Origin of the sequence: Streptomyces sp. NPDC006208 (assembly GCF_040613775.1) — a bacterium.
Classification (GTDB): domain Bacteria; phylum Actinomycetota; class Actinomycetes; order Streptomycetales; family Streptomycetaceae; genus Streptomyces.
Genome location: NZ_JBEXSW010000057.1, coordinates 20,961 through 41,993, shown reverse-complemented (window position 1 = coordinate 41,993; position 21,033 = coordinate 20,961). Strand labels below are relative to the sequence as shown.

General features: G+C 72.9%; 14 protein-coding genes. 9 read left to right on the top strand and 5 right to left on the bottom strand.

Annotated features, from left to right (window positions below; all coding sequences use genetic code 11):
- Positions 1–66 precede the first annotated feature (66 nt).
- The 8 genes from ABZ208_RS33720 (at position 67) to solA (ending at position 10,563) form a co-directional block, all read left to right on the top strand.
- Positions 67–1,719 carry a dynamin family protein gene (locus ABZ208_RS33720; RefSeq protein WP_356913263.1) on the top strand — a complete coding sequence of 551 codons (1,653 nt, stop codon included), beginning with the start codon at positions 67–69 and terminating at the stop codon, positions 1,717–1,719.
- 6 nt (positions 1,720–1,725) lie between these two features.
- Entirely contained in the window at positions 1,726–3,648 is a 1,923-nt protein-coding gene (locus tag ABZ208_RS33715; RefSeq protein ID WP_356913255.1) for a GTPase, read from the top strand.
- A 184-nt stretch (positions 3,649–3,832) separates the two neighbouring features.
- Complete coding sequence (locus ABZ208_RS33710; protein WP_356913254.1) at positions 3,833–4,273, top strand: single-stranded DNA-binding protein; 441 nt, start codon at positions 3,833–3,835, stop codon at positions 4,271–4,273.
- 258 nt (positions 4,274–4,531) lie between these two features.
- The gene (locus tag ABZ208_RS33705) at positions 4,532–5,941 is read left to right on the top strand and encodes an LAETG motif-containing sortase-dependent surface protein (protein WP_356913253.1); all 1,410 of its coding nucleotides are present in this window, start codon (positions 4,532–4,534) and stop codon (positions 5,939–5,941) included.
- Between the two features lie 273 nt (positions 5,942–6,214).
- Positions 6,215–7,879, top strand: coding sequence for an energy-dependent translational throttle protein EttA (gene ettA, locus ABZ208_RS33700; protein ID WP_356913252.1), 1,665 nt, complete (start codon positions 6,215–6,217; stop codon positions 7,877–7,879).
- 14 nt (positions 7,880–7,893) lie between these two features.
- Complete coding sequence (locus ABZ208_RS33695) at positions 7,894–8,337, top strand: thioesterase family protein (protein WP_356913251.1); 444 nt, start codon at positions 7,894–7,896, stop codon at positions 8,335–8,337.
- The gene (locus tag ABZ208_RS33690) at positions 8,334–9,011 is read left to right on the top strand and encodes a hypothetical protein (protein WP_356913250.1); all 678 of its coding nucleotides are present in this window, start codon (positions 8,334–8,336) and stop codon (positions 9,009–9,011) included. Before ABZ208_RS33695 ends, ABZ208_RS33690 begins: the two co-directional genes overlap by 4 nt.
- Before the next feature lie 406 nt (positions 9,012–9,417).
- Positions 9,418–10,563, top strand: coding sequence for an N-methyl-L-tryptophan oxidase (gene solA, locus ABZ208_RS33685; RefSeq protein WP_356913249.1), 1,146 nt, complete (start codon positions 9,418–9,420; stop codon positions 10,561–10,563).
- Between the two features lie 302 nt (positions 10,564–10,865).
- Here the strand turns inward: solA and ABZ208_RS33680 are convergent, their stop codons facing one another.
- From ABZ208_RS33680 to ABZ208_RS33665, 4 genes are all read right to left on the bottom strand, one after another.
- Complete coding sequence (locus ABZ208_RS33680) at positions 10,866–11,807, bottom strand: ABC transporter ATP-binding protein (RefSeq protein WP_356913248.1); 942 nt, start codon at positions 11,805–11,807, stop codon at positions 10,866–10,868.
- Entirely contained in the window at positions 11,804–14,587 is a 2,784-nt protein-coding gene (locus tag ABZ208_RS33675; protein ID WP_356913247.1) for an FtsX-like permease family protein, read from the bottom strand. Before ABZ208_RS33675 ends, ABZ208_RS33680 begins: the two co-directional genes overlap by 4 nt.
- A gap of 1 nt (position 14,588) precedes the next feature.
- Positions 14,589–17,963 carry an ABC transporter permease gene (locus tag ABZ208_RS33670; RefSeq protein ID WP_356913246.1) on the bottom strand — a complete coding sequence of 1,125 codons (3,375 nt, stop codon included), beginning with the start codon at positions 17,961–17,963 and terminating at the stop codon, positions 14,589–14,591.
- A 184-nt stretch (positions 17,964–18,147) separates the two neighbouring features.
- Positions 18,148–18,546, bottom strand: a complete 399-nt coding sequence (locus tag ABZ208_RS33665; protein ID WP_328400501.1) for a globin — start codon at positions 18,544–18,546, stop codon at positions 18,148–18,150.
- Positions 18,547–18,687: 141 nt separating this feature from the next.
- Between ABZ208_RS33665 and ABZ208_RS33660 the strand changes: the two genes are divergently transcribed.
- The gene (locus tag ABZ208_RS33660) at positions 18,688–19,689 is read left to right on the top strand and encodes a methyltransferase domain-containing protein (RefSeq protein ID WP_356913245.1); all 1,002 of its coding nucleotides are present in this window, start codon (positions 18,688–18,690) and stop codon (positions 19,687–19,689) included.
- A gap of 185 nt (positions 19,690–19,874) precedes the next feature.
- Here the strand turns inward: ABZ208_RS33660 and ABZ208_RS33655 are convergent, their stop codons facing one another.
- The gene (locus ABZ208_RS33655; RefSeq protein ID WP_356913244.1) at positions 19,875–21,032 is read right to left on the bottom strand and encodes an FHA domain-containing protein; all 1,158 of its coding nucleotides are present in this window, start codon (positions 21,030–21,032) and stop codon (positions 19,875–19,877) included.
- Position 21,033: the final 1 nt, after the last annotated feature.

Sequence of the window (21,033 nt, the reverse complement as noted above, 5' to 3'; positions counted from 1 at the left end):
GCGCGCAGAGAAGGCAATACGCTTCAAAAAGCTGCCAAAATTGGGCATTCTTCGCATGTGGTGACCTTGGATGCACGGCCTCAGCTCATCGACGCACTTTCCGCCCTGCGCGACCGTGTCGCCGCCGTGCGTCTTCCCCTTCCGATCCCCGGTGCGCCACGGGCCAGACAGACGCGGGACGAGCTGCTCGCACAGCTTGACGACTATCTGGTGCCCCGTCTCAAAGAGCCTGAAGCCCCGCTGCTCGTCGTCATCGGCGGATCGACCGGTGCCGGGAAGTCCACCCTCGTCAACTCCCTTGTGGGACGCCGGGTCAGCGAGGCGGGCGTTCTGCGGCCCACCACGCGTACGCCTGTGCTCGTGTGCCATCCCGACGATCACCACTGGTTCGCCGGGAAGCGCGTGCTGCCGTATCTGACGCGCGTATGGCTGCCCGTGCAGGACGAGACCGAGAGCGCCGCCGAGCGGCTGCGGGCGCGGCGAGGCGAGCGGGAGCCGGCCGGAATGCGCGGCGCGAAGGGGAAGCCTGCGGCCGAGCAGGACACCCTGCGCGTGGAGACCGCCTCCTCCCTGCCCCGCGGGCTCGCCCTCCTCGATGCCCCCGACATCGACTCGCTCGTCGTCGAGAACCGCCTCCTGGCCGCCGAGTTGATGTGCGCCGCCGACGTGTGGGTGATGGTCACCACCGCGTCCCGTTACGCCGACGCCGTGCCGTGGCATCTGCTGCGTACGGCCAAGGAGTACAACGCGATGCTCGTGACCGTGCTGGACCGGGTGCCGCACCAGGTGATCGGGGAGGTGTCGCGGCAGTACGCGGCGCTGCTGACCAAGGCCGGGCTGGGGGACGTACCGCGGTTCACGATTCCCGAACTGCCCGAGTCGGCGGGTGGCGGCAAGGGGCTTCTGCCGGTCAACGCCATCGCGCCGCTGTACTCCTGGCTGGCGCACCAGGCGCAGGACCCGGCGGCCCGGCAGCAGGTCTTGGTGCGCACGGCGGGCGGAGTGATCGATTCCCTGAACGCGCGGATGCCCGGGCTCGCAAGCGCGGTGGCGGCGCAGTACGCGGCGGTCGTCCGGCTGCGGAGCGCGGTCGAGGACGCGTGCGAGCGCGAGGCCGAGCGGGTGCGCCGGCAGCTGAAGGCCGGTGCGGTGCTCTCCGGGGACGCGCGGACCCGCTGGCGTGGCTATCCGCGCGACAGCTCCGCGGCCGAGCTGCTGGACTCCCTCGTCGCCGGTCTGGCAGCGCTGTTGCAGTGTGCCGTGGCCGCCGCCGACGAGCACATCCAGGAGGCCTGGCGGCACGAGCCCGCAGCGGCGGGTGTCACCGCGCAGGGCCGGCTCGATCTGGAGGCCGGGGAGCGCATCGGGATGGCCGTACGCCGCTGGCGGCGCGAGCTCGAGGAGCTTGCCGAGGAGGAGGTCCGGGGCATCGAGCGCAATGCGGCGCCCGACCCCGAGACGCTGGCCGCCCTGGTGGCCACCGCGCTGCTCGGCGGGCGGCGGGCACGGGGCGCGGGGGAGCGGCTGGCCGAGCGGATCGGGGCTCAGGGTGCGCTGCGGCTGCGCGACAAGGGCGGCGAGCTGGTGACGACGTACATCGACGGCGTACTGCACAGCGAGCGTGACCGGCGGCTGGCGCCCCTCGACGCGCTCGAGGTGGCCCCTGAGCCGCAGGCCGAACTGATCGCCGCGCTGTCCCTACTGCAGAAGGAGAAGTGACCGGGCATGACCGCCATCACGGATGACGAGAACCCGGCCGGGAGCGGCGCGGCCGATGCGGCGGACCGAGCGCCTGCGGCCGATGGGACGAACACCGTCGCGGGCGTCGGGTCCGCGGGTGCGGCCGACGGCGGCGCAGGGGAAGCGGGCGGCGACCGCTGGGCCGACGGTTTCATCGCGCGGCGCGCGGACCCGCGTGACGACGGCGGCACGGCGGAGGACCACGAGGAGGAGCACGAGGACCTCGTGGTGGAGGAGGAGCTTCCGGTCGGGGGTCCTTATGTCGGACCGCTGCGCGTACGGCTCGACGCCTTGCGTGAACTGCTCGGCCTCTCCCAGACCCGGTTGGACGGACACACCCTCACCGAGGCAGGGCGCGTGCTCGACGAGGCGGCCGCCCGTCAGCGGCTGTCCTCGCGGCACACCGTCGTCGCCATCGCGGGCGCGACCGGCAGCGGCAAGTCGACGCTCTTCAACGCGCTCGCCGGGGTTCCCATCTCCGAGACCGGGCTGCGCAGGCCGACAACGGCGGCACCCATCGCCTGCGTCTGGTCCGACGGGGCGGCGGGCCTGCTGGACCGGCTGGCGATTCCCGGGCGGCTGCGGCGCAAGCCGCTGGCGGGCGGCGACGGCGACGAGCAGTTGCACGGGCTCGTCCTGGTCGATCTGCCCGACCACGACTCGGCGCTGGTACGGCACCGGGAGCAGGTGGACCGGGTATTGGGGCTGGTGGACGCGGTGATCTGGGTCGTGGACCCGGAGAAGTATGCCGACGCGGCCCTGCACGAGCGCTATCTGCGGCCGCTTGCCGGGCATGCCGAGGTGACGTTCGTGGTGCTCAACCAGGTGGACAGGCTGCCGGGCGAGGCGGCCGACCAGGTACTCGACGACCTGCGGCGGCTGCTCGACGAGGACGGCATGGCGCTCGGCGAACACGGCGAGCCGGGCGCCACCGTGCTGCCGCTGTCGGCACTCACCGGGGAGGGCGTCGGCGAACTGCGGGAGATGATCGGTGCGTTCGTACAGGACCGCAGCGCGCCCGCGCTCCGGCTGTGCGCGGACGTCGACGCCGCGGCGGCCAAACTGCGCTCCGTGTACGTCGCAGGTGGCAGCACCGGCCTCGGGGAACGGGCGCGCGATGACTTCTCGGCGCGGCTGGCGGAGGCGGTCGGTGCCACGGCGGCCGGTGAGGCGGCGGAACGCGAGTGGTTCAGGAACGCGGGGCGGGCATGCGGTACGCCCTGGCTGAGGCTGTGGCGCTGGTACGAGCGCACCCGGATGCCCAGCGCCGCGCTGCTGCAGCCGCCGGCACCGGCGGAGGAAGAACTGACGGCCCGCCAGCGGGTCGAACAGGCCGTGCGTACGGTCGCGGACGAGGCGGCGAACGGACTGCCTGCGCCCTGGGCCCAGGCTGTCCGGGAGGCGGCGGTGCGCGGGGCGGAAGGGCTTCCGGAGGCGCTGGACGAACTGGCGGTGCGTGAGGCGGCGGCGACCAATGGGAAGCCGCAGCGGCCCGCCTGGTGGCCGGCCGCGGTGCTGACGCAGGCGGCGATGACGCTGCTTCAGATCTATGGCGCGCTGTGGCTGGTGGGCCAGATCGTCGGCGTCCTGGAACCGGGACTGCTGCCGCCGGTGCTGGTGATGCTCGCCGGAATCGTGGGCGGACCGCTGGTGGAGTGGGCGTGCGCAGCAGCCTCCAGAGGGCCGGCGCGGCGGTACGGGCAGGACGCGCAGAGGCGGCTGCAGGAGGCGGCCGCATCCTGCGGGCGGGCCAGGGTGCTCGATCCCGTCGCGGCGGAGCTCATGCGGTACAGGGAGGTGCGGGAGCAGTACGCGACGGTGTCGGGGCCGACGAGACCGGGGGTCGGAGCCGGGCGGGCCGGCCGGGCGGCCGGCGCCGCGGCCCGCAGAGGGGTCCCGTTCGGGTGACCCGGTTGTCCACAACGGCCCGCTGATCCACAGGGTTCAGCGGGCTTTTCCTGTCCGGTCCAGCATGGAGACCGACGGAGCCCGGTCGCGGAGAACCGGTCGTCGGCGGCGGGTCGAACAGGGACCGCCCGCCGGGGCAGGTCCGCGGCGGCCGGGCGAATGCAACCGGACGGGGAGGACCGACGTGAACGACACCATGGTGACGGTGGTGGGCAATGTCGCCACGAATGTGGAGTACCGGGAAACGGCGACCGGCGGGATGGCGAGATTCCGCTTCGCCGTGCCGTCGCGGCGATGGGATCGCGGCAGCGGTAACTGGACGGATGGACACACCAGCTTCTACACGGTTTTCGCGTGGCGTTCGCTCGCGATGAATCTCGCCGGTTCGGTGTCGGTGGGGGAACCCTTGCTGGTGCACGGGCGGTTGAAAGTACGTGAGGAGGAAGGGGACGGCAGGCGCAGGACGTACGTCGACATCGACGCTCTGGCGGTGGGGCACGACCTGACCCGCGGCACCTCGGCATTCCGGCGCGTGGTCAAGGCGGAACCGAATGTGACGGGACCTCCCCGCAGGGTCGCGGCGGCGGCCGCGGCGGGGGCAAGGACGCCGGTTCCCGCTACCTGAGCGGAAGTTGTGGAGATGTTCCGGTGCAGTTGCAAGGAAAGGGAGGTGCCGGACAGGGACACCCCGGCGGGGATAACGATTCCGATTCGGAATGGTTATCTGACGGTATGACGGGACAGCGGGATGTGCGCCCTCCATAGGATTCCCGAGTACTCACGGGGCACTTGAGTCTGCAGGCGAGACACTCCCCCCACGCGTCGCAGGCGTTCACGCGCCGCACGCGAAACGTCTCGCCCGGAGGGGAATTCTGTGTTTGCTGTGTTCTCTGCGCCTGCGGTTCGCAGGTGGGGCGCTGCTCGCCGGCTCACCGCCGCGGCGGTGCTGTCGGGCCTGATCGCGACGGGCTCGATAGCCTCCGCGGGTGCGGCCGCCGCCGATGACGGCGCTCAGCACCAGGGCGGCGCGGTCGCCACCCTCGACGGGCTCAAGACCTACGACCAGGCCGTGCTGCGCACCAACGGCACGAGCCATGAGATCCCCGCCGGGCTCTTCGAGATGACCGTCGACGGCGGCGGCCGGCTGAAGACGTACTGCATCGACATCCACAACCCGACCCAGGACCAGGCCAAGTATCTGGAGACCCCCTGGAGCCAGACCTCGCTCGGCGGCAACAAGAACGCCGGCAAGATCCGGTGGATCCTGGAGCACTCCTATCCGCAGGTCGACGACCTGGCCGGGCTGGCCGAGCGGGCCGGGACCGGGCCGCTGTCCGAGCAGACCGCAGCGGCGGGCACCCAGGTCGCCATCTGGCGCTACTCGGACGCCGCGGACGTCGACGCCGCCGACCCCGCGGCGGAGCAGCTCGCGGACTGGCTGCAGCGGCAGGCCAAGGACATTGCCGAGCCCAAGGCCTCGCTGAGCCTGCAGCCGAACGCGGTCTCCGGCAAGGCGGGCGAGCGGCTCGGGCCGGTGACGGTGCGCACCGGCGCCGGTCAGATCGCGGTCTCGCCGCCGGCGGACGCGGCCGCCAGCGGTATCAAGGTCACCGACGCGGCGGGCAAGCCGGTCACCTCCGCCGCGAACGGCAGCGAGCTGTTCTTCGACGTGCCCGAGGGCGCGGAGGACGGGTCGGCGACGCTGAGTGTGACGGCGACCACGTCGGTGCCGGTGGGCCGGGCGTTCGCCGGGGTCACCAAGAGCCAGACGCAGATCCTGGCCGGCTCCAGCGAGTCCACGGTCTCCGCGAACGCGACGGCGACCTGGGCGAAGGCGGGCCCGATCCCGGCGCTGTCCGCCCGGAAGAACTGCGCCGAGGGCGGCGTGGACATCACGGCCTCGAACAAGGGTGACGCCCCGTTCACCTTCGAGCTGGTGGGCTTCGAGTACACCATCGCGGCAGGGGAGTTCCGGACGGTGACCGTCCCGGTCGCCGAGGACCAGGCGTACGACTTCACGATCACCGGGCCGGACGGGTTCCAGAAGAACTTCAAGGGCGTGCTGGACTGCAGGACCACCGGCGAACCGGGGGACGAGACGCAGACGCTGACCTCTCAGCCCGGCCCGGCCTCGGCCGGGGGCCTGTCCGCGGGGCTCGAGGGCGACCTCGCCGAGACCGGCAGCTCCAGTGCCACCCCTTGGATCGCAGGCATCGCGGTCGTGATGGTCGTGATCGGCGGGGCCGCGGTCCTTCTCCTCCGTAAGAAGAAGACGACGACCCCCGACGAGTGAGCGGGTACCGGCGCGGTGAGTCACCGCGCCGGGTGACGGTCCCGGTGCGCAGGGTGACGCGCACCGAGCACCGCTGACTGCGGGGCCGACCGCCGGGAACCGCCATGCGGTGCGGGACGGACCGCATCGCACCGGGCCGGCCGCGCCGTGCGTGCCCGGTGGCCTCGCGTGCAGGGTCGTGGGGCGTGGCGGGTACAGGCGGTTTTCGCCGAGGGACGGACGTACGGCAAGATGGGTGTATCTGCCCACCCACTGCTTGCCGGACGGTTTCTCTTGGCTGAGTACATCTACACGATGCGCAAGACGCGCAAGGCGCACGGCGACAAGGTCATCCTCGATGACGTGACGCTGAGCTTCCTGCCCGGTGCGAAGATCGGTGTGGTCGGCCCCAACGGCGCCGGTAAGTCCACCGTGCTGAAGATCATGGCCGGTCTTGAGCAGCCGTCCAACGGCGACGCCTTCCTCTCGCCCGGCTACTCCGTCGGCATCCTGCTCCAGGAGCCGCCGCTGGACGAGGACAAGACCGTCCTGGAGAACGTCCAGCTCGGTGTGGCCGAGGTCAAGGGCAAGCTCGACCGTTTCAACGCGATCGCCGAGCAGATGGCGACCGAGTACACGGACGAGCTGATGGCGGAGATGGGCAAGCTCCAGGAGGACTTGGACCACGCCAACGCCTGGGATCTCGACGCCCAGCTCGAGCAGGCCATGGACGCACTCGGCTGCCCGCCCGCCGACTGGCCCGTCACCAACCTCTCCGGTGGCGAGAAGCGCCGCGTCGCGCTGTGCAAGCTGCTGCTCGAGGCCCCCGACCTGCTGCTCCTCGACGAGCCCACCAACCACCTGGACGCCGAGTCGGTCCAGTGGCTGGAGGCGCACCTCGCCAAGTACGCCGGCACCGTCGTCGCCATCACCCACGACCGGTACTTCCTGGACAACGTCGCCGAGTGGATCCTCGAGCTCGACCGCGGCCGCGCCCACCCGTACGAGGGCAACTACTCCACCTACCTGGAGAACAAGGCCTCCCGTCTCAAGGTCGAGGGCCAGAAGGACGCGAAGCGCCAGAAGCGGCTCAAGGAAGAGCTCGAGTGGGTCCGCTCCAACGCGAAGGGGCGGCAGGCCAAGTCCAAGGCCCGCCTGGCCCGTTACGAGGAGATGGCCGCCGAGGCCGACAAGATGCGGAAGCTGGACTTCGAGGAGATCCAGATCCCGCCGGGTCCGCGCCTGGGCTCCGTCGTCGTCGAGGTCAACAACCTCTCCAAGGCCTTCGGCGAGAAGGTGCTGATCGACGACCTGTCCTTCACCCTGCCGCGCAACGGCATCGTCGGCATCATCGGCCCGAACGGCGCCGGCAAGACCACGCTGTTCAAGATGATCCAGGGCCTGGAGACGCCGGACGCGGGCTCGATCAAGGTCGGCGACACCGTCAAGATCTCCTACGTCGACCAGAGCCGCGCCAACATCGACCCGAAGAAGACGCTGTGGGCCGTCGTCTCCGACGAGCTGGACTACATCAACGTCGGCCATGTCGAGATGCCGTCCCGCGCCTATGTCTCCGCCTTCGGTTTCAAGGGCCCGGACCAGCAGAAGCCGGCCGGCGTCCTGTCCGGCGGTGAGCGCAACCGCCTCAACCTGGCGCTCACCCTCAAGCAGGGCGGCAACCTGCTGCTCCTCGACGAGCCGACCAACGACCTCGACGTGGAGACGCTCTCCTCCTTGGAGAACGCGCTGCTCGAGTTCCCCGGTGCGGCCGTGGTCGTCTCCCACGACCGCTGGTTCCTCGACCGGGTCGCCACGCACATCCTGGCGTACGAGGGCGACTCCAAGTGGTTCTGGTTCGAGGGCAACTTCGAGTCGTACGAGAAGAACAAGGTCGAGCGTCTCGGCCCGGACGCGGCCCGTCCGCACCGTGCCACCTACAAGAAGCTCACCCGGGGCTGAGGAACCAGATCGTCATGGCCCGCCATATCTACAGTTGTCCCCTTCGCTGGTCGGACATGGATGCCTTCGGGCACGTCAACAACGTCGTCTTCCTGCGCTATCTGGAAGAGGCGCGGATCGACTTCATGTTCCGGCTGGCCCCCGGGGACGGTTCGCCGTCGTTCTCGGGCGGGTCCGTCGTGGCCCGTCATGAGATCGACTACGTACGACCGCTGGTCCACCGGCACGAGCCGGTGATCATCGAGTCGTGGGTGACCAAGATCAGTGCGGCCTCACTGACGATCGCCTACGAGGTCAAGGAGGCCGACGACCCACGGCAGGTGTACGTGCGTGCCTCCACGGTCGTTGTCCCCTACAACCTGGAAGCGGGCCGTCCGCGCCGGATCACAGCGGAAGAGAAGTCCTTCCTCCAGGAGTACCTGGACGACCCTGCCGCCGAGGGTGCTCTCGTCGCATGACCCCGTCCGCGCCACTGCCCGTGCAGAGCCTGCATCTCGCCGACGCGAGGGAGGCGGAGGATCTCGCCGCCTTCCTCGCCCGGCTGATCCACTACGACCGCGCGGCAGCGGTCCGGCTCCAGGCGGGCGGTGGCGCGCTCGCCGTGTTCGGCCGTCCGCCGTCCTTCGAGGTGCTGGCGATCCGTACGGCACGCCTCGGCGAGGATGTCGAGCTGGATGTCACCGTCTCCGCGGGTGAGCTGCTGGAATCCCTCGGCGGGACGGACTGCGGCGTGCCCGCCGCCGTCACCGGTCCGCCGTGGGCCGGCCTGCTGCCGCCGCGCAGTGGCTGGCGCGAGCTGGCCGCACTGCCCGACGTGGATGCGATGCGCGGCGCGGTGGCGGCCGCCGTCGCCGAGTTCCGTGCCCGCGACGAGGCACTGCCCGCCGCCCGCCGCACGCGTGCGGAGCGGGACCGGATCGGCCGCGAGATCTGGTCGCGTACCGTCGGCGGGACCGGGCTGCCGCTGCGCGCCGTGCATGCCGCGCAGTCACTGGGCTTTCTGCGTCCGGGAGTTCCGGTCGCGCTGCTGTCCGCCGGGGCCTGGCTGAGACTGCGTACGCCCTTCGGTTCGGTCGCCGTACGCACCACCGGGCTCGGCACGCTGAGCGTCACCCCCCGCCGACCCGGCTGACGCCGGCCCGACTGGGCAGGCACGAAGCGGCAGTCGCTGACGCCGACAGGGGTGGTGAGCCGGGTCCTGGTGGACCGCGCGGGTGAGGAGCGGCTCGGCGACCGAGAACCGCATCCGGCGCCTGGCCCGCGGGTCGCTGGCATGGTGCAGCGGCGGGCGCGATGCGGCACGCCGGCTGACCTGCCTCCCGCTCGACGCCCCGCCCGCAGACGGTGTTCGGCGAGGAATCCGTGTACACCGACGGTGTTGTGTCGCGTACGCCTGGCTGCCGCCGCCGCTGCGGCCGGCGCATCGGTCCATGCGGCGTACTTCGGCGAAAAGATCGCGGCGACCCTCGTCGAGGAGCCCTGTTCGACCCGAAGATGTCCCGGATCGGGGCGTAGCGGCAAGGACACGGGAGAGACGTATGGCACCGGCGTACGACGTGATCGTTCTCGGTCTCGGCGGTATGGGCAGCGCCGCCGCGGCGCACCTCGCCGCCAGGGGCACCCGCGTGCTCGGCCTGGAGCGGTTCGGCCCGGCGCACGACCGCGGCTCGAGCCACGGCGGGTCCCGGATCACCCGCCAGTCGTATCTCGAGGACCCCGCGTATGTGCCCCTGCTGCTGCGCGCCTACGAGCTGTACGAGCAGGTCGCGCGCGACACCGGCCAGGACATCGCCCTGTTGTGCGGCGGCGTGATGGTGGGCCGGCCCGACTCCCGCACCGTCGCCGGCTTCCTGCGCTCGGCGCAGCAGTGGGACCTGCCCCACGAGATGCTCGACGCCAAGGAGATCCACCGCCGCTTCCCGACCCTGACACCCGGCGCCGGCGATGTGGCCCTCTACGAGGCACGGGCAGGCCTGTTGCGTCCCGAAAGGACTGTCGCCGCCCACCTCCAGCTCGCCGACCGACACGGTGCCGACCTGCGGTTCGAGGAACCTGCCATGCGCTGGGAGTCCTTCGGCGGCGGCGTCCGGGTGCACACCGCGCAGGGCAGCTACAGCGCGGGCCATCTGGTGGTCTGCCCGGGCGCCTGGGCCCCGCAGCTGCTCGCCGACCTCGGTGTGCCGGTGAGGGTGGAGCGCCAGGTCATGTACTGGTTCCAGCCGGCCGGGGGCACCGGTCCGTATCTCCCCGAACGGCATCCCGTCTACATCTGGGAGGACGCGGCCGGCGTCCAGATCTACGGTTTCCCGGCCATCGACGGGCCGGACGGCGGCGCGAAGGTCGCGTTCTTCCGGCAGGGCGGCACGCCCTGTACCCCGGACACCATCGACCGCACGGTCCACGACCACGAAGTGGCAGCCATGGCACGGCAGACGAGCAAGTTCCTGCCCGGTCTGCCGGCCACCTTTCTGTCCGCCGCCACCTGCATGTACTCCAACACCCCCGACGAGCACTTCGTCATCGCACGCCACCCCGCCCACCCGGACACGGTCAGCGTCGCCTGCGGATTCTCCGGGCACGGCTTCAAGTTCGTCACCGTCGTCGGTGAGATCCTCGCCGACCTCGCCCTGACCGGTGCCACCAGGCATCCCATCGACCTGTTCGCCCCAGGGAGGCCGCTGTGACGTCCAGCGGCGAGCACCACACAGGCGCCTTCCACACCTGGCCGGCCGAACGGCCGGACCAGGGCCACCAGGACCAGGCCCTGTCCGGGCGTTCTTGTCGGGCCTGCGGCGACGGCTGCGGCGCCTCGCGGTGTTGCCGGAGTCGCCCAAGTACGTCCAGTGCGAGGGCGACCTCCGCCGTGCGATGCGTCCCCTCGGCCCTGGCGGCCTGGGGAGGCCCCGTGCCTCGGCCCTGGCGGGCCTGGGGAGGCCCCGTGCATCTGACGCCGCAGGCTGATCCTCGAAGATCGCCCGGACAGGGCCTAGTGATCGACGTCGTCCGGCCACACCCCGATGTGGTCCTGCTCCAGCTCCAGCATCACCCGGTGCTCCATGCCCAGCGCCGCCGTGTACTCGGCCGGGAGCTGGAGCCGGCCGGCCCGGTCCAGCATCGCGTACTCGCGCGCCACCACCGATTCCTGGCCTTCGGCGTCGATCTCCGTGCGGCGCAGCACCTCGGAGGACGTACGGCCGTCGCGGATCGCGACCGTACGCCGCACCTCGCTCGCCACTGCCTGGTCATGTGTGACGATCACGACGGTGGTGCCCAGCTCCTCGTTCGCGCGGCGGAACGCGGTGAAGACCTGCTCGCCTGTCGCCGAGTCCAGCTCGCCGGTCGGCTCGTCCGCGAGCAGTAGGGCGGGGGAGTTGGCGAGGCCGACGGCGATCGCCGTGCGCTGCTGCTGGCCGCCGGACATCTGATGCGGCCGCCGGTCCCGGCAGTCGGCGACGCCGAGCATCGCAAGCAGCTCCTGGGCCCGCTCGGCCTTCCTCTTGGACCGCCCCTTCAACTGCATCGGCAGGGCGACATTCTGAGCTGCGGTCAGATACGGGAGCAGATTGCGGGCGGTCTGCTGCCAGACGAATCCGACGACTTCCCGGCGGTAGCGCAGCCGTGCCTTCGCGTCCATCGCGAGCAGATCGCAGCCCGCGACCTTCGCGGCACCGGCGGACGGCACGTCCAGCCCCGCCAGGATGTTCATCAGGGTCGACTTGCCGCTGCCGGACGCGCCGACCAGGGCCATCAACTCGCCCTCCTTGACGAGGAGATCGAGCCCCTGGAGCGCCTGTACCTCCACCCCGTCGGTGGAGAAGATCCGCACCAGCCGGTCGCAGGTGATCAGCGCGTCGTGTCCGTACGAGGGGCGGTCGCGCCGCGCCGCGGCCCGCTGTTCCAGCTGCGCGAGCGTGGTGTCGGTCGTCATCGCATGTCTCCTGCCCTCAGTTCGGTGATCGATCCACGTCGCCCCGCCCACCAGGCCTGCACAGCGGCCACCCCGGCGGCCAGCACCACCACACCCGCGGCGGGAACGGCCAGCGACCACAGGTCGGTCCGCAGCGCGGCACCGTCCACCGCGGCGAGCCCGGGAGCGGCGGCCAGTGCGAGCCGCGTCAGGTCCACACCCGGGGCGAGCAGCCGGATCGTGGCCCAGCCGACCCCCATGCCGCCCGCCGCGGCGAGCAGAGCCTGCGGCAGGGCTTCCAGCCCGAGGAGCTGCCGGCCCTGCCGGGTGGTCAGGCCCATGGTGCGCAGCCGCGCCAGCAGCGAGTTCCGCTCCGGGGCCGACTGCAGCAGCGAGAGGAACAGCGCGAGTACGGCATAGCCCGCGCCGGCCGCGACGGCCGCCGCATAGATCCGCTCGGCGCCCGACTGCAGCGGCGAGTCGGTGAAGGCGGCCCGCTCCTCGCTGCGCAGTCGTACGGACAGGTTCTTGCCCGATCCGGCCACCGCGGCCCGCAGCGCCTTCCCGTCCAGCCGGTCACCTTCGGCCAGCAGCGCGGTCGGGGCACGGTGGGTCAGCCGGGCGCCGTCGACGATCAGGAACTCGGCGGAGGCGACGGCCGGGGTACGGGTACGCACCGTCGTCACCTCGACCGTGAAGTCCCCGGCGAGCGATTCGATCCGATGCGGCCCGCTGCCGAGCCACTTGGCGACACCGGGTGAGGCGACGGCGTGCAGGACGGGCCGTCCGTCCGCGTCCCGCGAGGTCCTCAGCGCATCCGCCGGGAAGGCGCCGATCCGCCACTGCCGGGCGAGCCGCGTGTACGACCCGGGCTCGACTCCCACCAGCGACGGGCTCAGCGGGTCCCCGATGTCGTTCGGGCGAGGCGGCAGGGCCAGCGCGTGCTCGATCTGCACCGCCGTCACCTCCCGTACTCCCGGGGCATCGCGCACCGCACGCTCCACGCCGCCCGGCAGCGCCACCGTCTCCCACGGCCCGGAGATCCGCGCGTCCGCGCCGGTCGCCAGCAGCGCCGCACGGTCCCGCGCATCGGCGACCCCCGCCAGCACCGAACCGCCGAACGCCGTCGTGGTCAGCGCGATCAGCAGCGCGAGCAGCGGCAGCGCACCTGCCGCCGGTGACCGCCCGGTGCGGGCCAGCGACAGAAACCCGACCGCCCCGCGCAGCCGCCCGGCCGGGCGCGCCGCCCAGCGCAGCGGCAGCGGATACAGCCGGACGAGTACCAGGGCCGCGATCAGACCGACGAGCACCGGGGCCGCGCTGACCAGGTGGTCGCCCCCGTCCGAAGTGCCGCGCCGCCGCAGCGCCGTGACCGCACCCACCGCCAGCACCAGCAGTGTCAGCTCGGCGACGGTACGGCGCCGGCCCGGGCGGGCGTGCACCAGGTCGTCCCGGTCCCCGTACGCCCGCGGCCTGCGGTGCAGCACCAGGGCGCGCACCGGCAGCGCAGCGCACGCGACGACGGCGACCGAACCGGCCGCGGCCACCGCGAACGGCAGCCGCGCCTCGTCCACCGCGAGCACGCAGAGCAGCAGACCGAGCCCGGCGGCAGGCAGCACGACCACGGCGGTCTCGGCGAGCAGCCGGCCGCCGATACCGCGCAGCGAGCCGCCGCGTGCGCGCAGCAGGGCCAGTTCCGCGCTGCGGCGCGCCGCGAACAACCCACCGGTCATCGCGAGGACGACAGCGGCGACCGTACCGATCCCGACGGCGGCGACGGCGACGACGGGCCTGATCGCGGACCGCATGGTGGTGTACGAGGCGAGGAGCGCGTCCAGATCGGTGGCCAGGGCGGCGTTGTCACCGGCGATCGTCTTCAGCTCCAGCAGCCCGGGGCCGCCTTCGAGGGACGCCACCCGGTCGGTGAGCTCCGGCACGTCCTGGGCGGTGAGATGACCGGTCGCCGGCGCGATCCGCCAGTACAGCTGCGGATCTCCCTGCGTGCCGAGCAGCGCGGGCGCGGCCTCCGGAGCCAGCAGCAGCCCGGCCTCCCAGTAGACCTGTGGCGGGCTCACCGGCTCGGCTTGGAGCCCCGGGGTGCGCAGGGTCGGCTCGGCCGACCAGTAACTGCCCTGCGGACGGCGGGGTTCGACTATCCCGCTGATCCGCACCGCCAGCTCCGGGGAGCCGGGTGCGGCCACGTGCACCACGGAACCGACGTCCAGGCGCATTGTCTTCGCCGTCGCCGCGGTCACGGCGGCCTGGACCTCCTTCGCCGAGGCCGTCACCTGCCCTTCGGCGGCGGGCAGCCGCCCCTTGCGCACAGTGGCGTGCTCCGCGAGCCCGGACTGCGCGGCGAGGGTGAACCGGGGCCGCAGTGCATTGGGGCGCGGCAGCCAGCTGTCCCGGGCCTCCAGCGTCTTGGAGGTCCGCACCCCGTACGCGGACTGCCCCCGGTCCGGCCGCAGCGGCTCGGGCAGCAGGCCGGTCGCCTGCCTGTGCACCGACCTCAGCTCCTCGGGCCGCAGCGCTGCCTCCCGGGCGGCGTCCGGCCCCGGCGCCGGCTGCGGGGCGGTCAGTTCCAGCACGCTGCGCGACGGCGAGGCAGCGGTGAGGTCGTGCCGCAGTCCCCGGGTCTCGTACGCGTCGACGGCCCGGGGGAAGCCTGCGGCGAGGAACGCCGTGAACAGCACCAGCACCCCGAGCACAGTGGCGGCGCCGGGAGCTGTGCGCAGCCGGGTCCTCACCCAGGGGGCGACCGGGCGGCGGGGGTCCACCGGTTTCTCGGATCGCGCGGCCATGTCAGTTGTCCCCCTGGTGGCGCAGGGTCACCGCAGGATCGGCGCGGCGCAGGGCGATGGTGGCGACGATCAGCAGCGGCAGCGCGGCGACCCCGGCGAGGAGCAGTGCCACCTGCGGCAGGGGCAGTTCGAGCAGGACACGGGGCACGGGCTGGGTGGCCCGGCCGGTCAGCACGATCAAGGGGACCACGGCCCGGGTCAGTACGGCGCCGAGAGCGAGGCCGACCAGGAGCGCGATCGCGATGAGCACGCTCTGCTCGCCGGCGACCATGCGGGCGAGCCGGCGGCGCGGTGCGCCCAGGGCACGCAGGACGGCGAGTTCGGCGGACCGCTCGCGCAGCGAACCGGCCGCGCTCACCGCGAAGCCGACGGCGGCCAGCGCGGCGGCGGCCACGGCAACAGCCGTCAGCGCCGAGCGCGGACCCGCCCCGAGCGGATCGCCGAGCAGTTCGTCGGAGGCCTCGTCGCGGACGAGCACCTGGCCCGGGTCCGCGTCGGGGCGCTGCCGCAGCGCATCGGCCACCTCGGCGGCCTTCCCGGCGTCGGTGCTCAGCCACCACTCGGTGGGCATCAGGGAGGTTTCGGCACGCGCGGCGAAGTGAGCGTTGACCATACGGAGATCGAGCAACAGCGCACCGCCGTCCCCGGCCTCCTGGCCGGCCGCGGTGCCGCTGCCCTCCTCGGCCGGGGACGGCACCGAGGACCGGGCACCCGGCCCGGTCGTCGGCAACCGGCGCACCGTCCGCACGATCGTCACCCGCAGGTCGGCACCGGCCAGGTTCACATCGACGCTGTCGCCACGTTTCGCGCCCGACGCGCGCAGGAACTCGTCCGTCGCCACGGCAGGGACCTCCTTGGGCGCGGCCGGGCGTTCCACGCCGATGTGGACCCCGAACTCCATCGCCTCGATCCCGGACTGCACCCCGGTGGGAGCGGGGCCGACGTCATAGGTGACGGTGAGCAGCTTCTTCCCGGCGGTCGTCGGACGCAGCGTCACCGGCTGCTGCGGCTGTCCGTCCACCATGTCGGTACCGGTGGCCTGCCAGCGCAGCCCGTCCGGCGCGGCGACGGGGCGCGCCGTGGCTTTGGGTCCGGCGGCCAGCAGCCGTTCGACGCTCAGACGGTGCTTCTCGCCCGGCCCGTCGGGTACCGAGCCGTCGAGGCGCAGATCCGTGAGGGCGAGCGGCCCGGCGGGAGCGGAGTGGCCGCCGACGGCGGTCCTGTCCAGGTCCACGGTGACCGAGTGCATCCGGCCGTCGGCGGGCACCTCGCCCGCGGGGATCCGGTAGGCGATGCCGTAACGGTCCTCCACGACGGCGGTGAGCTTCGGCGCGAGCCCGGCGGGGGAGGCGCCCGAGGCGGCCTTCTCGTCGGTCATCCGCAGTTCGACGGTGAGGCGCCGGGTGTCGTCGGGCAGGACCACGCCCGTCGGCGCGTCCCGTGCCGCCCCGACGGCCTCGAGCAGCCGGCCGGGCGGCTCGTCCGCGAGATCGCCGCGCAGCAGCAGCTGCTCGTCCGCCAGGGCGGTGTCCAGGGCGAGCACGGTCGCCGTGCGGTTGCCGGACAGTCCCAGCGAGGCGCGGTGGGCGGGCGCGGCCTCCTTCACGCCGGGCACGGCCGCGTACCGGCCGGCGTCACCGGGCCCGCTCGTACCGGTCTCCAGCACCCGCAGCGACGCACCTGTCCTGAAGTCCGCCTGGTCGGCCTGCGAACGGTCCCACGACGCGCTCTGGCCGATCGCCAGCATGCCCATGGCGACCGCCAGCACCAGCAGCAGCACCGGGCCCGCGCCGCGCAGCGGGCGGCGGCTGAACTGCCAGCCCGCGAGCGCCACTTCCAGCCCGCGCCCGCCTGCCGCGCGCCGCTCCGCCAGCCGGGCCACGGGCGGCAGCAGCCGCAGCGTCAGTACCGTGCCGGCCAGCAGCGCCAGCGCGGGTGCGGCGACCAGCAGCAGGTCGATGCCCAGATCCCCCTCGCGGTCGCCGCTCAGTGCGCCCGAGCCGCTCGCGGTGGTCTGCCGGTCCAACTGCCAGTACGCCACCGCCGCGACGACCAGCAGCCCGACATCGGCACCGGCGCGTACGGGCGCGGGCAGCGCGGCGGACCGGGCGCGCCGCAGACCGCCGGTGGCCGCGGTCAGGGCGGGCGCCACGACGGCCGCCGCGCAGCACACCGCGACCGCGGCCGCCACCAGCCACACCTGCGGGGTGGGTCCGTCACCGAGTCTCAGTCCGATCCGGGTCAGTTCCGGGCGCTCGGCGAGCAGCCCGGTCAGCGGCCCCGACAGCAACGGCGCGCACACCGCGGCAGGTACGGCCAGCAGCAGTGCCTCCACCGCGGCGAGCGAGGCGATACGCCGGCGCGACGCCCCGCGGGCCCGCAGCAGATCCGTCTCGCCGGCCCGTTCGGTGCTGAGCAGCCGGGCCACCAGCAGCAGGGCGTACGCGGCGAGCAGCACCAGCTGCACGGCGACGATCAGCAGGGTGGAACGGGCCACCAGCAGCGCGCGCCCGGTCTGGTCGAGCACGGTCGGAAGTGCCGTTCTCACGGTCGCGCCGCCCGCGAACGCCGGGTCCTTGCCGGTCGCCTCGGGCCCGTCCGCCGCCGCGGAACGCAGCGCGCCGATCCGGCCGGTGGTCAGGGTCCGGAAGTCGGCGGTGGCCAGCCAGCCCGTGGTGCCGCTCGTGATGCGGCCGGAGGTGAGGACCGACGGGTCGGCGAGCAGCGGCCCGTACGTGGTGAACACGACGGTGCGCATCCCGCGCCCGCCGAGTGAGTCCAGCTGCCAGTACGGATCGCCCGGGTCGGCGGCCCGGTACACACCGGTGACACGGATCGCCTGCGTCGCGCCGCCCATCCGGTCGGTGAGGGTGAGGCGGGATCCCGGCCTGAGCCCGAGCTGTTTCGCGGTGGCTTCGGGCAGTGCCACCGGTACGGGGCCGTCGCCCGCGGTGGCCCGACCGGGCAGCGCGCCCCCGGTCACGCGGATCCGGGACGGATCCAGGGCCGCGAAGTGTGTGAGGTCCGGATCGCCCTTGCGGGCCTCGGGGTTCTGAAGGGAGCGCGGCAGCGCGTACGGCCCCGAGCGCTCCAGTCTTCGCACCGTCACCGGAAGCCCGTCGAAGGTCCGGCGCGCACCGCGGACCACGGCGTCGTGGGCCGATTCCCGCCGTTCGTTCGGGACTTGGGCGCTGACGACGAGGGCGGCGGAGGCGGCGTCGCGGCCGCCGAGGGTGTGCCGGAGGGCAGCGTCCCCGACGGATGTGGAGAAGGCGGTGAGTGCGGCGAGCACGCTGGTCGTCAGCACAACGGCGAGCAGGGCCGCGGCGAGCAGCAGACGGTGAGCCCCCACGCGCCGTAGTACGAACCCGGTCACCCCTGCCCCACCCCGCCCGGTCCCGCCGCAGGCATCCCCCGACGCCAGCCGTGTCCGGATGCTTTCAGAGTGCACCGGCCGGGGAAACCGCTTGCAGGGCGACCTTGATCGGATCGTGACCGTTATCCGAGACCGGATGACCGCATTCCGTGCCGCATACGGGCCGGGACGCGCACAGGAATGATCAGCGGTTCACCATGGACGCCGCGGCATAGGTGAGATAGCCCCACAGCTGCCGCTCGTGCTCCTCGGAGAGGCCGAGCTCCTCGACCGCCTCCCGCATGTGCTTGAGCCAGGCGTCGTGAGCCGCCTTGTCGACGGTGAAAGGCGCGTGACGCATCCGCAGCCGGGGGTGGCCGCGGTTGTCGCTGTAGGTGCGGGGCCCGCCCCAGTACTGGATCAGGAACAGCGCCAGCCGCTCCTCGGCCGGGCCGAGGTCCTCCTCGGGGTACATCGGCCGCAGCAGCGGGTCGTCCGCGACGCCCTGGTAGAAGCGGTGGACGAGACGCCGGAAGGTCTCCTCGCCGCCGACCTGCTCGTAGAAGGTCTGCTCCTCAAGTGTCCCGCGCGGAATCTCAGTCACATGCCCATGGTCTCAGACGCACCGGCCGAGGACTCCAGGCCTAGGACCGCCAGGATCAGCCCGGGATCGTCCGCTGCTTTTCGCGGTCCAGCAGGGGCCCGGTGGCTCGCCTCGGCGGCGGCGGCGCAGGAAAGTGGAGGCATGGGCGCACCCCCGGACCCGTTCGCCGAAGCCGCCGCCGCGCAGCGGATGTCCCTGGTGCGCCAGATCGTCGCCGACGGCGGACTGACCGACCCGGCTTGGCGGGCGGCGTTCGAACACGTGCCCAGGCACCTGTTCGTGCCGTACTACTTCGGCACGGCATGTGGCACGCCATCGGGCGCGTACGAGCGCCTGTGGTGCGAGGACGCCGATCCGGGGCGCCGGGACCGCTGGTTGCGGGGTGCGTACGCGGACACCCCGCTGGCCACCCGGGTGCGCGACGGCGAGCTGCTGTCCTCCAGCAGCCAGCCCTCACTGATGGCGCTGATGCTGGACGCGCTGGAGGTCACCGACGGGGACACCGCCCTGGAGATCGGTGCGGGCAGCGGCTACAACGCCGCGCTGCTCGCGCACCGGCTCGGGGACGCATCGGTGACCACCGTCGACCTGGACCCCGAGATCACCGAGTCCGCTCGCCGGCATCTGGCGGCAGCCGGCTACCGGCCCGCGGTGGTCACCGGCGACGGGGCGCGCGGCTGCCCCGAGCAGGCGCCCTTCGACTGCATCGTCGCGACCTGCACCCTGCCGTCCGTGCCCGCGGCATGGCTGCCGCAGTGCAGTACGGGCGCCCGGATCGTGGCTCCCCTGTCCACCGGCCTGATCGTGCTGCGGGTCTCGGGCGAGGGGAGCGCCCGCAGGGCCGAAGGTCATTTCCTGCGGACGTCGGCGTACTTCGTACCCTTGCGCGGTGGCGCGGTGCCCGCGCCGGGAAGGCCCGGCCGGATGCCCCGGCGGGTGATCGACAACGACCTCTTCCGTTTCCTGCTGACCCTGACCGCGGGCAGCCTCGACCCGCACGAGGCGCTCTCCCTGTGGGAACGCGAGCGACGTCCGCAGCGCAACCGCTTCGGTGTCACGGTCAGCGGCGACCACCAGTGGGCCTGGCTGGACGACCCCGAGGGTCCGTACGCCTGGCCGCTCGGGGTCGAGCAGCCCGAGTAGGCCGCGCGCCGCCCCACGGGATCCGTCCCTGCCGAGCGGGTCCGCAGCGCGCCCGCGCCGCCGGTCGGCGACCGCCTGCTGCCGCGCGTCGGGGTTCTTACCGAGCGGCGACCGGTGGTGGGGTCACAGGCGCGGCGGCGCACCCAGCCCCGGGTGGGGCGGGTGCGCCGCCGCGCCCCGCGGGATCAGCCGCGGCGGACCGTGATCGTCGTCCAGGCGCCCACATGCACCCGGTCGCCGTCGTTCAGCGGGACCGGGACGTAGGGCTGGATCGGGTCCTCGGCGCCGTTCAGCGTCGTGCCGTTGGTGGAGTTCTGGTCGACGACCGCCCAGGAACCGTCGGGCTGCTGCACCAGCACCGCGTGCTGGTGCGAGACGCCCGGGTCCTCCGGCGGCACGGACAGGTCGATGTCCGGGGACTCGCCCGTGGAGTGCCGGCGGCGGCCGATCGTGATCTGGTTCCCGGTGAGCGGCAGATGCTGCTCGGGGGAGTACGCGGGCAGATTCAGCCCCGTGGCCTCCGGGCCGCTGCGCTGCATCATCGCGAGGAAGTAATCACGGTCCGGCCCGATCACGGCCGTCCACCCCGCCGGGGCGGACGAGTACTGCTGCTGACCCGGGTGCTGACCCTGCTGCTGCCCCGGGTGCTGACTGTGCTGCGAAGGCACCGGCTGCTGCTGGAACTGCTGCGGAGCCCCCTGGAAGCCCTGGGGGCCTTGCGGGGCCTGGCTGTGCGAGGGCGGCGGCAGCATCCAGTCGTCACCGCCGCCCGTGTGCTGCGGCTGCGGCGGCGCGGGCGGAGCCGGCTGCTGGTAGGCGGGCGGTGGCGGGGGCCCCGGCTGCTGCGGCGGCGCGGGCGGCGGACCGCCCTGCTGGAACGCCTGCGGCGGCTGGCCCAGCGGCTCGGCCGGCCGGTTCATCTGCGACGGCCGCGACTGCTGGTACTCGTACGGATCGCGCTGCTGCGGAGGCGGCGGAGGTCCCTGCTGCTGCGGCGGCCCGGGCGGGCCCGGCTGGGACTGGAAGCCGGGCGGGAGGTTCAGTCCGGGCGACTGCTGTGGGGCCGGGGCGAGAGGCGTGTAGGACGTGGCCGTATTGGTGAGGAAGTTGTACCGGCACTCCTCGCAGAACGGGGCCATGGCCTCGCGCGGCGTACGGCACTGCGGGCACAGCTCCGCCTGGGCGGTGGCGTTCGGATCACCGGGGCCCGAGTAGCCGTACCCGGGAGGTGGCGGGGGAGGCGGCGGGAAGCCGCCGGGAGCGCCGGAGGGCGCCATGCGATGGCCGCAGACCTCGCACCAGTCATCGGAACCCGACTGGTGTCCGTTCGGGCAGGTCGGCATG

Coding starts and splice junctions, on each gene's coding strand:
- ABZ208_RS33695 (WP_356913251.1), top strand. CDS start 7,894: ATGGCCCGCCATATCTACAGTTGTCCCCTTCGCTGGTCGGACATGGAT.
- ABZ208_RS33680 (WP_356913248.1), bottom strand. CDS start 11,807: ATGACGACCGACACCACGCTCGCGCAGCTGGAACAGCGGGCCGCGGCG.
- solA (WP_356913249.1), top strand. CDS start 9,418: ATGGCACCGGCGTACGACGTGATCGTTCTCGGTCTCGGCGGTATGGGC.
- ABZ208_RS33660 (WP_356913245.1), top strand. CDS start 18,688: ATGGGCGCACCCCCGGACCCGTTCGCCGAAGCCGCCGCCGCGCAGCGG.
- ABZ208_RS33715 (WP_356913255.1), top strand. CDS start 1,726: ATGACCGCCATCACGGATGACGAGAACCCGGCCGGGAGCGGCGCGGCC.
- ABZ208_RS33690 (WP_356913250.1), top strand. CDS start 8,334: ATGACCCCGTCCGCGCCACTGCCCGTGCAGAGCCTGCATCTCGCCGAC.
- ABZ208_RS33655 (WP_356913244.1), bottom strand. CDS start 21,032: ATGCCGACCTGCCCGAACGGACACCAGTCGGGTTCCGATGACTGGTGC.
- ABZ208_RS33675 (WP_356913247.1), bottom strand. CDS start 14,587: ATGGCCGCGCGATCCGAGAAACCGGTGGACCCCCGCCGCCCGGTCGCC.